General features: G+C 62.6%; 12 protein-coding genes and 1 pseudogene. 7 read left to right on the top strand and 6 right to left on the bottom strand.

What is annotated here, in order from left to right:
* Nucleotides 1-44 precede the first annotated feature (44 nt).
* The 4 genes and pseudogenes from ACM6IT_RS18490 to ACM6IT_RS18475 all read left to right on the top strand — a co-directional run.
* Nucleotides 45-248: pseudogene (locus ACM6IT_RS18490) on the top strand (hypothetical protein); the annotation flags it as partial.
* A gap of 252 nt (nt 249-500) precedes the next feature.
* Nucleotides 501-992 (top strand): adenylate kinase, encoded by a 492-nt coding sequence (locus tag ACM6IT_RS18485; RefSeq protein WP_414918478.1) that lies wholly within the window; start codon nt 501-503, stop codon nt 990-992.
* A gap of 206 nt (nt 993-1,198) precedes the next feature.
* Nucleotides 1,199-1,453 (top strand): type II toxin-antitoxin system prevent-host-death family antitoxin, encoded by a 255-nt coding sequence (locus ACM6IT_RS18480; protein WP_056728535.1) that lies wholly within the window; start codon nt 1,199-1,201, stop codon nt 1,451-1,453.
* Nucleotides 1,450-1,704 carry a Txe/YoeB family addiction module toxin gene (locus ACM6IT_RS18475; protein ID WP_414918477.1) on the top strand — a complete coding sequence of 85 codons (255 nt, stop codon included), beginning with the start codon at nt 1,450-1,452 and terminating at the stop codon, nt 1,702-1,704. Before ACM6IT_RS18480 ends, ACM6IT_RS18475 begins: the two co-directional genes overlap by 4 nt.
* Before the next feature lie 8 nt (nt 1,705-1,712).
* Here ACM6IT_RS18475 and ACM6IT_RS18470 read toward each other — a convergent pair whose 3' ends face one another.
* Nucleotides 1,713-2,888: an aspartate aminotransferase family protein gene (locus ACM6IT_RS18470; RefSeq protein WP_414918476.1), complete on the bottom strand. Its 1,176-nt coding sequence runs from the start codon at nt 2,886-2,888 to the stop codon at nt 1,713-1,715.
* A gap of 102 nt (nt 2,889-2,990) precedes the next feature.
* On the opposite strand from ACM6IT_RS18470, the gene ACM6IT_RS18465 reads away from it, so the two are divergent.
* Nucleotides 2,991-3,908, top strand: coding sequence for a LysR family transcriptional regulator (locus ACM6IT_RS18465; protein ID WP_056728531.1), 918 nt, complete (start codon nt 2,991-2,993; stop codon nt 3,906-3,908).
* A gap of 9 nt (nt 3,909-3,917) precedes the next feature.
* Here ACM6IT_RS18465 and msrA read toward each other — a convergent pair whose 3' ends face one another.
* From msrA to msrB, 3 genes are read right to left on the bottom strand one after another with little or no spacing between them, the layout of a single operon-like run.
* Nucleotides 3,918-4,625 carry a peptide-methionine (S)-S-oxide reductase MsrA gene (gene msrA / locus ACM6IT_RS18460; protein ID WP_414918475.1) on the bottom strand — a complete coding sequence of 236 codons (708 nt, stop codon included), beginning with the start codon at nt 4,623-4,625 and terminating at the stop codon, nt 3,918-3,920.
* 30 nt (nt 4,626-4,655) lie between these two features.
* Nucleotides 4,656-6,422 carry a cytochrome c biogenesis protein DipZ gene (locus ACM6IT_RS18455; RefSeq protein WP_414918474.1) on the bottom strand — a complete coding sequence of 589 codons (1,767 nt, stop codon included), beginning with the start codon at nt 6,420-6,422 and terminating at the stop codon, nt 4,656-4,658.
* A gap of 33 nt (nt 6,423-6,455) precedes the next feature.
* Nucleotides 6,456-6,974 (bottom strand): peptide-methionine (R)-S-oxide reductase MsrB, encoded by a 519-nt coding sequence (msrB, locus tag ACM6IT_RS18450; RefSeq protein WP_414913978.1) that lies wholly within the window; start codon nt 6,972-6,974, stop codon nt 6,456-6,458.
* A 186-nt stretch (nt 6,975-7,160) separates the two neighbouring features.
* On the opposite strand from msrB, the gene ACM6IT_RS18445 reads away from it, so the two are divergent.
* Nucleotides 7,161-7,880 carry a response regulator transcription factor gene (locus ACM6IT_RS18445; protein ID WP_056728524.1) on the top strand — a complete coding sequence of 240 codons (720 nt, stop codon included), beginning with the start codon at nt 7,161-7,163 and terminating at the stop codon, nt 7,878-7,880.
* Entirely contained in the window at nt 7,877-9,397 is a 1,521-nt protein-coding gene (locus ACM6IT_RS18440; RefSeq protein WP_414913979.1) for an ATP-binding protein, read from the top strand. The genes ACM6IT_RS18445 and ACM6IT_RS18440 overlap by 4 nt, the downstream gene beginning before the upstream one ends.
* Nucleotides 9,398-9,440: 43 nt before the next feature.
* Here ACM6IT_RS18440 and ACM6IT_RS18435 read toward each other — a convergent pair whose 3' ends face one another.
* Nucleotides 9,441-10,385: a CobW family GTP-binding protein gene (locus tag ACM6IT_RS18435; RefSeq protein ID WP_414918473.1), complete on the bottom strand. Its 945-nt coding sequence runs from the start codon at nt 10,383-10,385 to the stop codon at nt 9,441-9,443.
* Nucleotides 10,382-12,130, bottom strand: coding sequence for an amidohydrolase (locus ACM6IT_RS18430; protein WP_223542462.1), 1,749 nt, complete (start codon nt 12,128-12,130; stop codon nt 10,382-10,384). The genes ACM6IT_RS18435 and ACM6IT_RS18430 overlap by 4 nt, the downstream gene beginning before the upstream one ends.
* Nucleotides 12,131-12,190 lie beyond the last annotated feature (60 nt).

Here is a 12,190-nt window from a genome sequence, read left to right as displayed (position 1 = left end):
AAACCAACGGCGGTTGGAGGAGCTGAGTGCAATACGGTTATTGAATTGCAGCAGGACCTAGAGGCCTCAAGCTGACTGAGTTTGCTATTGGAGTAAACGACACAATCGCAAATAGCATTGACTACAAAATCAACTCTCAATTAAACGAAGGGATTAATGGCGTTCATATAGCAATTGGGGACGGTTCCTCTGGCTATCACATAGACTTCCTGAGCCCAGCAGTAAAGGTAAGCCCAACTCACAACTGAGCCAACCTGATCGCCCTCACTACAACCTCCCACATCACGGCAATGTCTAAAAACTGACACTATAAAATGGCTTACAGTAATGATGAGCAGTGACGCGCGGCAAGTTACCGATGGACCTCAAGGCGCACAGGCCGGCGGATTCTGGTGCACCTGTAGGCTTGCCCGCGATGAGAGCAGCACATCCAGCATCAATGCTGACTGAAGCACTGCTTTCGCGAGCAGGTTCGCCCCCACTATTGATCGGTGTCTCTCATGAACCTCACCCGAACGCTGATCATCGGCAACTCCGGCTCGGGCAAGAGCTGGCTGGCGCAACGGCTGGCCGAGCAACTGCGTGTGCCCTGGACCGATCTTGACCGGATTCACTGGCTGTCCGACGAACACAGCATCCCCCGCCCCCGAACCGAAGCATTGACCATGGCGCGGATCGCGGCCGAACAAGAGCGCTGGGTGATCGAAGGCGTGTATGGCTGGATCGCCTGCGAACTCCTGCCACGGGCAACTGCGCTGATCTGGCTGAGCGTCGGGGACGAGGATTGCGTGGCCAACATTCGACAACGCGAGGCCGGGCGCGATGAACAAGACCTGTTGCTGATCGCCTTGCTGGAGTGGGCGGGCAGTTATCGCCAGCGGCAGGGGTCAAGTGGGTTTGCGGCGCATCAGCGACTGTTCGAGGAGTTTTCCGGCGCAAAAATCCGTCTGCGGGATCGGGAGGAAATCGCGGCGTTGGTTCTTCACTCGTAAATTTTCGCAGCTGCGCTCGGACAATCCTGATGGATGGCGTGTAGCTCAGAATGGGATTACATCAGCCACGCAAACGTCCTGAGGAACATTCGGCGATACTCGATACAAGCGTGGATGCACTTTCCACGCAACAACCACTCGTAGGTATCGCCTTGCTAACATGTACTCATTTCTGTACGTTCTCTGCATCAAGCGAGGACAATCACATGGAAACCATCAACTACACCAACGCTCGGGCACACTTGGCGCAAACCATGGACCGGGTGAATGAAGATCGCGCCCCGCTACTGGTAACCCGTCAGAAAGGCGAGCCGGTAGTGATGATGTCATTGGCCGAATACAACGCTCTCGAAGAGACAGCTTATCTGCTGCGCTCCCCAGCCAACGCTGAACGCCTGATCAAATCAATCGGTAACCTGCGAGCGGGCAAAACCAAAACCAGGCAACTGATTGAAGAATGAATATCGAGTTCACCCCTGAAGCCTGGGACGATTATCTCTGGTTCCAGCAGAACGATAAGGCAGGACTCAAACGTATCAACCTGTTGATCAAAGCTATCCAGCACGAGCCTTTCGACGGTCTGGGAAAACCCGAACCGCTCAAGCATAACTTGAGCGGATTCTGGTCACGCCGGATTACGGCTGAACATCGTCTGGTCTACGCCGTTGAAGACGGCGAAATACGCGTCGTGATGTGCAGATACCATTACTGAGCCGAACTTCAGCCCGCTTTCACCACCCCACTCACCCCTCTGACGATCATCTCCACCTCCCGCTCATCAATGGTCAGCGGCGGTAGCAGGCGGATGGTTTTGCCCCGCGTGACGTTGATCAGCAAGCCGTGATCCCGGGCGGCGATCAGGCTCAGGTCGCGGATCGGTTGCTTGAGTTCGATGCCGATCATCAGGCCCTGGCCGCGGATCTGCGAGACGTTCGGGTTGCCCGCCAGTTCTGTGCGCAATCTTTCGAGCAGACGTTCCCCCTGAAGCCGGGCGTTTTCCAGCAGGCCTTGTTCTTCAACGATATCCAGCACGGTGCATCCGACCCGGCAGGCCAACGGATTACCGCCAAAGGTGCTGCCGTGGCTGCCCGGCGTGAAGAGTTCGGCCGCCTTGCCACGGGCCAGGCACGCGCCGATGGGCACGCCGTTGCCCAGGCCTTTGGCCAGGGTCATGACGTCCGGGACGATGCCTTCGTGCTGGAACGCGAACCACTGGCCGGTGCGGCCTATGCCGGTCTGGATTTCATCGAGCATCATCAGCCATGAGCGCCGGTTGCACAGTTCGCGCACGGCCTTGAGATAACCCGGTGGCGCCAGTTGCACGCCGCTTTCGCCCTGGATCGGCTCCATCAGGACCGCCACGATCCGCGAGCCAAAAGCCTGTTGCACCTTGTCCAGCGCGTCGAGGTCGCCGAACGGTACTTTGACGAAATCCCCCGGCAGCTTGTTGAACCCCAGGCGTACCGCCGGGCCGTCGCTGGCCGACAAGGTGCCAAGGGTGCGGCCATGGAACGCGTTCTCCATGACCACCACCAGCGGCTGCTCGATACCCTTGTGCCAACCATGCAGCCGGGCGATTTTCAGTGCGGTTTCGTTGGCTTCGGCCCCGGAGTTGTTGAAGAACGCCCGGTCCATGCCCGCCAGCCGCGTCAGTTTCTGCGCCAGCCGCTGTTGCCAGTCGATGCTGTAGAGGTTCGAGGTGTGCAGCAACAACCCGGCCTGTTCGGTAATGGCGGCAACGATTTTCGGGTGGGAGTGGCCGACATTGGTCACCGCCACACCAGCGACCGCATCCAGGTATTCGCGACCGCCCTGATCCCACAGGCGAGTGCCCAGGCCCTTGTTGAAACTCAAGGCCAAGGGTTGGTAAGTGCTCATCAGGCAGGCGACGGTCATGACATCAAGCTCCAGCAAGGGTCGGTGTTTTTGCAGTATGGTTAGCCACCAGAACTGGATAAACACCGAAAAACTTCAATCATTTAAAAGCAGAGCTTGATAATGGACCTGTTCCAGGCAATGACTGTCTACGTGAAAGTGGTGGAGACCGGCAGCATGACCGCCGCCGCCTTGCAGTGTGAAATGTCCACGACCATGGTCGGCAACCACCTCAAGGCCCTGGAGCAACGGCTGGGTGTACGCCTGCTCAACCGCACGACGCGGCGCCAGCGGCTGACCGAGTTCGGCACCGCGTATTACCAGCGCTGCCTGGAAGTGTTGGGGTTGGTGGCCGACTCCGAGCGCCTGGCCGAGCAGGCGCTGGACGAACCGAGCGGCATCTTGCGCATCACCGCGCCCCTGACCTTCGGTACCGAACGCCTGGCGCCGGCACTGAGTGAGTTCAGCCGGCAAAACCCGCGGGTGAAACTCGACGTGGTCCTGACCAACCGGCGCCCGGATCTGCTGGAAAACGGTCTGGATGTAGCGTTTCGCCTCGGCGCGCTGGAGCCCTCCAACCTGATCGCCCGCCCGCTGATCGACTACACCCTGACCATGTGCGCGTCACCGCAGTACCTGGCCCGGCGCGGCACACCGCAAACGCCTGAAGACCTGCGGCATCACGACTGCCTGTCCTTTGCCTATCCGGCCGGGGATGACTGGCAATCGGTGCAAAAGGAATGGCGCCTGGCCGGTCCCGATGGCGAAGTCAGCGTCGGGGTCGGCGGACCAATGCTGATCAACAGTTCGGCGGGGTTGCATCAGGCAGCGCGCACCGGCATGGGCATCGTGATGATGCCCGACGCCCTGGTCGAGCAGGACCTCAAGGACGGAAAGCTGCTGGCCCTGATGCCCGATTACTGCCCGCCCAGCCGGCCGATGCACCTGGTCTACGCCCAGGATCGCCACCGTTTGCCGAAGCTGCGGCGCTTCGTCGAATTCGCCGTACAGCGATGGGGCAAGCACCCGTCCGCCGACTAGGCCATGCATTTACATCCCTGCCTTCACCAGCACCGGCTGTTCCTGATAACGACTGGGGTACAGCTGCTTCAACTGCGCGACCTTCGGCAAGTCGTTGATCACGATGTATGGATAGGTCGGATGTTCGGTCAGGAAGTCCTGATGTTCCTCCTCCGCCGGGTAAAAACCGTTGAAGGTTTCCAGCTTGGTCACGATCGGCTTGTCGAAGGCATGGGCGGCGTCGAGCTGGGCGATGTAGGCCTGTGCGACCCGTTGCTGCTCGGCACTTTTGGCAAAGATCGCCGAACGATACTGGGTGCCGCTGTCCGGTCCCTGGCGGTTGAGTTCGGTCGGGTTGTGCGCCACTGAAAAGTAGATCTGCAGCAAGGTGCCGTAGCTGACCTGAGCAGGATCAAAGGTCACTTCGACCGACTCCGCATGGCCGGTATTGCCGTTGCTGACGCGCTCGTACTGCGCGGTGTTTGCCGCCCCGCCCGCGTAGCCGGAGACGGCGTTCTTCACGCCTTTGACATGCTGGAACACCCCTTGGACGCCCCAGAAGCAGCCGCCGGCAAACACCGCGGTTTCGCTGCGGGCCTGGGTGGTTTCGTCGAGGGCCGGCGGTGGAAGGACTACCCCCTCTTCGGCACCACCGAAGGAGAAAGCCGAGCATTGGCTGATGATGCCGGCAGCTGCCAGCCCCAGCAGGGCACGGCGCCAGGTAATGAGTGTTTTCATGGGGCGAACTCCTCAAGCGCAGGAAAGTAATCAGCCGAAGGTGAAGGCGTAAGCCGACGCACCCGGGTCAAGAAACTCGATACTGAAGATCCGGTCGGTCACGCCGCCGCTCTGGCGCACCAGTTGATACAAGCGCTGGTCCGTCACGGTGCCGCTGCCATCGGGGGCCACGTCCATGCCGTGGTCATCGCCGGGGGCCTTGCCGTCGATCAGCACCTTGAAGCGCACCGGCTTGCCATCGGCGCCAGGGCCGAGCACCAAATGCAAGTCACGGGCATGGAAGCGATAGACGATGCGACTGGCCGGGGCGCTGGCGGTGGCCCGCTCCGGGCCGACATGCCACTGGCCGCCCAGGCTCCAGTCGTTGAGGGCCAATTGCGCCGGCGGGTTGTAGGCCGCGACCTTGTCCGGCACCAGCGCGGGTTGCGATACGAAATGTTCCGCGCGCTGGTAGCCGACATAGGTTTCCGGCGACTGCACGGCGTCGCTGTCCGGGGCCATTTGCACACCCTCGGCCTGGGCACTGATCAGCCCGTCCGCAACCTTGGCCGCCCCCGCCTCGCGCAGCAATTGCTGAATGACCCGCTCCGATTCGGCGTACGCGCCTTCGCCGAAGTGGTGATAACGAATGCGTCCCTGGGCGTCGGCAAAGTAATGCGCCGGCCAGTACTCGTTGTTGAAGGCGCGCCAGATCTTGAACTCGTTGTCGATGGCCACCGGGTAGGTGATGCCCAGGTCTTTCATGGCCTTGGTGACGTTGCTGACGTCGCGTTCGAAGGCAAACTCGGGCGCATGCACGCCGATCACCACCAGGCCCTGATCACGATACTTCTCGGCCCAGGCCTTCACATAGGGCAGCGAGCGCAGGCAGTTGATGCAGGAGTAGGTCCAGAAATCCACCAGCACGACCTTGCCTTTCAAGGTCTGGGCATCGAGGGGCGGCGAGTTGAGCCATTGCACGGCGCCGTCCAGTGGCGGCAGGTTGCCCTCGACCGGCAAGGTGCCCGGGGTTTTGCCAGCCACTTGCACCGCACCCTCGGCGATCGCATTCGGCGCCGCGCTGTTACGCGGCGACTTGCCGCTCAGCTTCTCCACCAACGCTTGCTCGATACCACCGGTCGACGCCGTGGAAATCCGCGCCAGAACCCCCGTGTCCAGGCCCAGGGCAATCGCCGCCACACCAGCCAACATCGTCGCGCCAAGACCGCGACGCAGCCATTCGCCCGTGCCAATCGAGCGCTTCATCGCGGTGAAGACTTTGCCGCCCAGCAACAAGGCCAGCGCGAGGGATGTGGCAGCGCCGGCGGCATACGCCAGCAGCAAAAAGGTGGTTTGGATGCTCGCGCCTTGCAACGCCGCACCGGTCAACAGCAAACCGAGAATCGGCCCGGCGCAGGGCGCCCACAGCAGGCCGGTGGCCACGCCGATCAACAACGAAGCACCAGGACGTGGCCGCGCATCGGCGCCCGCCGCCACCGACAAACGACTGCCCGCCGCCACCAATGGTCGGGTCAGGCGCTCGGCCAATTGCGGCAGCAACAACGTCAGTCCGAACAGCGCCACGAACACCAGCGCCAGCCAGCGCCCGTACTGGTTGAGCTGCACCACCCAGCCACCGCCCACCGCCGCCAACGTGGCGACCAATGCGAAGGTCAGCGCCATGCCCACCAGCAGCGGCAACCCGCTTTTGACGAAGGGTTGCCCGGTGCGGGCGAAGACAAACGGCAACACCGGCAGAATGCACGGGCTGACAATCGTCAGCACACCACCGAGATAAGCGAGGACCAGCAGCCACATGGCGATTACCTGCAAAAAGTGAGTGGTAGGGAATCACACCGTCTTGGGCACGAATTTCATCGCCAGGCCGTTCATGCAGTAACGCAGGCCAGTGGGTTTCGGGCCATCGTCAAAGACATGCCCCAGATGCCCGCCGCAGCGCCGGCAATGAACCTCTTCGCGGACCATGCCGAACGCTCGGTCCTGGCGGGTCGCCACGGCCTTGTCCAGGGGTGCCCAGAAACTCGGCCAACCGGTGCGGCTGTCGAATTTGGTCGCCGAGGAAAACAGCGGCAACTCGCAACCGGCACAGACGAAGGTGCCATCACCGTGCTCGTTGTTCAGCGGGCTGCTGTAGGCCCGTTCGGTACCCTCTTCGCGCAGGATGTCGTACTGCTCGTCACTGAGGATCGCGTGCCATTCGCTGTCGCTGTGGATCACTTCGAACGCCTCGGCCGCGCTGGCCTCACTGATCAGTGCAGTGCCTGTGGAAAACTTCGGCAACAGGCCGATTGCCAGGGTTGCCACCCCCAGTCCGCCGCTCACTAAAAGAAATTGCCGTCGTGAAAACATGCTCGTCTCCAAAAAATCCGGGGGTGTTTCATGGAACACAGCCTAGGCTTTGGGTGATCGCCAAATCCTCACGGGAAGTTAAACAATTCGTGATAACTCAGACCCCGAAAAACCCGCACAATGCTTCTGCCCGAACAGTAGGGGTATTGCGCATCATGCGTGCATCGCACTGAAGGATTGAGCTGTATGGAACAGACCAAACGCGTCCTGGTGGTCGAGGACGATATGCACATCGCCGACCTGATCTGCCTGCATCTTCGCGATGAACAGTTCGAGGTGGTGCACAGTGCCGATGGCGATGAAGGCATGCGCCTGCTGCAACAGGGCAACTGGGACGCACTGGTCCTCGACCTGATGCTGCCCGGTGTCGACGGCCTGGAAATCTGCCGCCGCGCCCGGGCCATGGCCCGCTACACGCCGATCATCATCACCAGCGCGCGTTCCAGCGAAGTGCACCGGATTCTCGGCCTGGAACTGGGTGCCGACGACTATCTGGCCAAGCCCTTTTCCATGCTCGAACTGGTGGCCCGGGTCAAAGCGCTGCTGCGCCGGGTCGATGCCATGGCGCGCAACCTGAAGATGGACGCCGGCAGCCTGCTCACCGACGGCCTGGCCATCGACCCGATCACCCGCGATGTGTCCCTCGACGGACGGCGCCTGGACCTCACGCCCCGGGAGTTCGACTTGCTGTATTTCTTCGCCCGCCAGCCCGGCAAGGTGTTTTCGCGCATGGACCTGCTCAATGCCGTGTGGGGCTACAGCCACGAAGGCTACGAGCACACGGTCAACACCCACATCAACCGCCTGCGCGCCAAGATCGAGGCCGACCCGGCGCAACCGGTGCGCATCCTCACGGTCTGGGGCCGCGGCTACAAATTCGCCACAGGCGAGGAGCCGCAGCCATGAGGCTGACCCTGACGCAACGCCTGTCCCTGGTGTTCGCCGTACTGCTGCTGGTGTGCTGCGGCACCTCGGCGTGGTTGCAGGTGCGCTCCAACCAGATGCACGAGCAGGAAGTGGTGCAAGGCTTGTCCCGGGACCTGGCGCAGCACATCGCCAGCGACACGGTGCTGATGGACACCCAGGGCCTGATGCCCAATGCCGTGCGTGACCTGTTCAGCAAACTGATGCAGGTCAACCCGAGCGTCGAGGTGTACCTGCTCGATTCCGCGGGCAAGATTGTCGGCAGCGCCGCGCCCGAGGGTCGGATCCGTCGTGAGCGGATCGACCTGGCACCGATCCAGCGCCTGTTGCGCGGTGATGCCCTGCCGATTCTCGGCGACGACCCGCGCAGCGTCGATGCGCGCAAGGTGTTCAGCGCTGCGCCGCTGAAGGTCGATGGAAAACCGGCCGGTTATCTCTACGTGGTGCTGCTCGGTGAAGACCATGATCGACTGTCCGAACGCGGTGCAACCAGCGCGGCGCTCAACACAGCGCTGTTGTCTATCGGCCTGGTGGCGCTGCTGTGCCTGATTGCCGGTCTCACGGCGTTTGCCCTGATTACCCGGCCGTTGCGCCGCCTGACAGAAACCGTCAGCCAGTTCGACATCGATGGCGTGCCGGTCACCCCGGCCCTGCCCGTCACGGTGGAAAAAGCCGCCAGCCACGATGAAATCGCCGTGCTCGATGCCGCGTTCCGGCAGATGCAGGCACGCCTGGGCGAACAATGGCGTTCGTTGACCCGCCAGGATCAGGAACGCCGCGAACTGGTGGCGAACATCTCCCACGACTTGCGCACGCCGCTGGCCTCGTTGCACGGTTATCTGGAAACCCTGTCGCTCAAGGACGCCACGCTGTCCCCTGCCGACCGCCGTCGCTATCTGGGCATCGCCCTGGACCAGAGCCGCAAGGTCGGCGGTCTGGCGCAGTCGCTGCTGGAACTGGTGCGGCTGGAACACGGCTTCGTGCAACCGGTGCTGGAACGCTTTTCCCTGACTGACCTGGCCCAGGACATCTTCCAGAAATTCGAACTCAGCGCCGAAGCGCGCAAAGTCGAACTCAAGGCCACCTTCGCACCGAATGCCTCGGCGGCCTGCGCGGACCTCGGCTTGATCGAGCGGGTGCTGACCAACCTGTTCGACAACGCCCTGCGCCATACCCCGGCCGGTGGTGAGGTCGAGTTGGACCTGCGCCCGCAAGGCTCATTCATCGAAGTCACGGTCAGCGATACCGGCCCCGGCATCGCCCCGGAACTGCGCGAAGGGTTATTCCTGCGCCCGTTCAATATCGGCGGTGCACGGCGCGATGGCGGGTTGGGGCTGCGGATCGTGCATCGCATCCTGCAATTGCACGGACGCGAGATTCAGTTGATCGACGTGCCGGGGCGCGGGGCGACGTTCCGGTTTTCGTTGCCGATCGATGAGGAAACGGCGACTGCATTGGCGGTGCGCTCGATGAACCTCAACACACCGAGGCAGGCCTGACTGACCGAGGCGCCTGCTCGCGAAGAGGCCAGCCCGGCCGCAGTCATGCGCTCACCTTCACGGTGCAGGCCTCAAGCCCCTGCCCCAAGGCTTCCCAGCCGTCGAAACCACGGCGGGCAATACACACCAGGCGTGTGGTCTTTGCCTGGGCTTCATCCGTGGCCGGCAGAAACTGACTGCGGGTGCCGACGTGTTGCAGCCAGTGGGCCTTGTTGCCCTGCGCAAGCTTCACCAGCCCCTTGACCCGAAACACATCGCCGGGCAGCGCCTGCAACCAGCCCCGCAACCCCTCGGCATCGAGCGCCTGGTCGCTTTGCCAAAGCCAACTGCTGAACATATCGCCGTGATCGCCATCGGACACCCGTGCCAGCGGTTTCACTGCGCGCGGCTCAAGCTCCAGATCGGTGTCGAGCCACAGCGCATCGGGCAACTGCGCCTGCACGCTTTCGTGCACTCGAGTCCTGAGGCCCAACACCTCGCGCAGCGCCCGCAACTGCGGTTCGTCGACCAGGTCGATCTTGTTGAGCAACAGCAGGTCGGCGGCCGCCACTTGCGCCCGGGCCAGCCGCGCGTACTCGCCATCGAGTTGCAGATGACGGGTGGCATCGACCACAGTAATCACCATGTCCAGTTGCATCTGGCTGCGCAGCTGTGGATAAGCCAGGGTCTGCACGATGCGCTGCGGATCGGACACGCCGCTGCACTCGATGACGATGCGCTCCAGCCGTGGTTCCAATTGAGCAAGGCTGCCCAGTTGCGCCAGCAGGTCCTCCTGCACGGTGCAGCAGATGCAGCCGTTTTGCAGGCTGTACACCGCGTCGGAGACTTCGGAGACGATGGCCGCATCGATGTTCAGCTCACCGAAGTCGTTGACGATCACCGCCAGCCGACTGCCTTCGGCACGGCGCACCATGCGGTTGAGTAGCGTGGTTTTACCGGCGCCGAGAAACCCCGAGACGACGGTCACGGCAATGCGTGGGGAAGTCATTCTGCCTTGCCCTCCAGCACCGGTGGTTCGCCCTGCCACACCGCCTTGAGGCCCAAGGCTTGCAGCGTCGAATGACGGTCGTAGACCAGTTGCCCTTCAACGAAGGTCAGCAGCACCCGGGTCTTGTGGATGTAGTTGCGCGCCGGCTCGGCGAACAGGTCGCGGTCGATGACGATCAGGTCCGCCGCCTTGCCCACTTGCAGGCTACCGGTGCTGTGTTCCAGGCCCATGGCCACGGCGCCGTTGCTGGTGATCACGGTCAGTGCCTGTTCGAGACTGATCGGGTCGCCGAAGCAGGCCGGGTCGTCGTTCCACGGGTTCTGCCGGGTGATCATGGTTTCCAGCGCCAGCCACGGGTCGATGGACGCCACCGGCCAGTCAGTGCCCATCACCGCGGTGCCGCCTGCGGCGAGCACGCCTTTGAAATCGTAGATGCGCTTGAGTCGCTCCTGGCCGTAGCCGGAACGTGCACCGCTGGCGAATGGTGTCGGGTACCAGGCGGCCGGGGAGAATTCGGCGATGACGTTCAGTTCCTTGAAGCGCGGCAGGTTACCGGGGTGCAACAAGGTGCTGTGGGCGCACTGGTGGCGCACGCCGCTGAAACCGTTGCGACGACGGGCCTCGGCCACGGCATCGAGGAACACGTCCGACGCACCGTCACCGGTGCAATGGGCAATCACGCGGATGCCCTTGCGGTCCATGTCCACCACCATGTCGGTGATGTGCTCCGGGGTCAGGTTGAGCTTGCCGCGCCAGCTCGATTCCTGCGGCCATGGGGTCAGCAGGTACGAAGACTTCGGCTCGACCGTGCCGTCGAAGTGGAACTTCACCGCGTTGGCACTCAGGCGTGCGCTGCGGTAGTAGTGACGCTCGCCCGCCAGCAGTTCCCAGCGACGACGCACCGGGAAAATGTCGTCCTGCCAACTGATCGCCGCTTCGATGCGCACCGTCAGTTCGCCGCTGTCGTCCAGTTCCTTGAGGGCCTGCAAACGCTGTTCGCAAACGTGCACGTATTTGCTCGCCGTGACGCCGCGTGAGCTCTGGAAATGCACGCCATCGCGATAGGCGCGGCGCAGCACGCTGACCGGGGTCGGCGGCATCGCGGCGTGGATCATCGCGTAGGCTCCGTCGATCATCAGGCCAGTCGGTTCGCCGGTCAGTTCGTCACGCTCGAAGTAACCGTTGCGCGGATCGCTGGTGTTGCCATCGATGCCGGCCAGTTCCAGGGCCCTGGAGTTGACCATCATGGTGCCCCACATGCGATCGAGCAGCGCCACCGGACGGTCCGGCATGACACTGTCGAGCCAGGCGCGGCCCGGGGTCAAACCCGCTTCGCGGAAGGTGTAGCGCACCCAGTACTGACCGTAGATCCAGCCGTCGCCGGGATGGCTGTCGGCGTAGGCAAGGATGCTTTCGCGCAGTTGCTCCGGGGTCGGGTCTTCGATGCCGACGTCGAGGTCGTCGCTGTAGCGCGGTGCCAACGCGAGGTCGGGGTGGGTGTGCATGTCGTGCAGGCCGGGCATGCAGAACGCGCCTTGCAGGTCATGCACGCGGGTGTTCGGGCCCTTGAACATCTCGATCTGGCCGAGGCTGGCGACACCGATCAACTTGCCGTCGCGGATGGCCACGGCCTCGGCCCACGGGTTGGCCGGGTCCTGAGTGTAGATACGCCCGTTGGCGAGGATCAGGTCGGCGTAAGTCCCCTGCGTGGAATGGGTAGAGGAAAAGTTGTCGGACTCAGCCATGTCAGCCACCTTCGAGTTCAGGAGATTGAAAGGTCCACCGGGCGCCAGGCGAGTCGGGAA

Source organism: Pseudomonas sp. IT-P4, assembly GCF_949767755.1.
Taxonomy (GTDB): domain Bacteria; phylum Pseudomonadota; class Gammaproteobacteria; order Pseudomonadales; family Pseudomonadaceae; genus Aquipseudomonas; species Aquipseudomonas monachiensis.
This window is presented reverse-complemented; position numbering and strand designations above follow the sequence as displayed.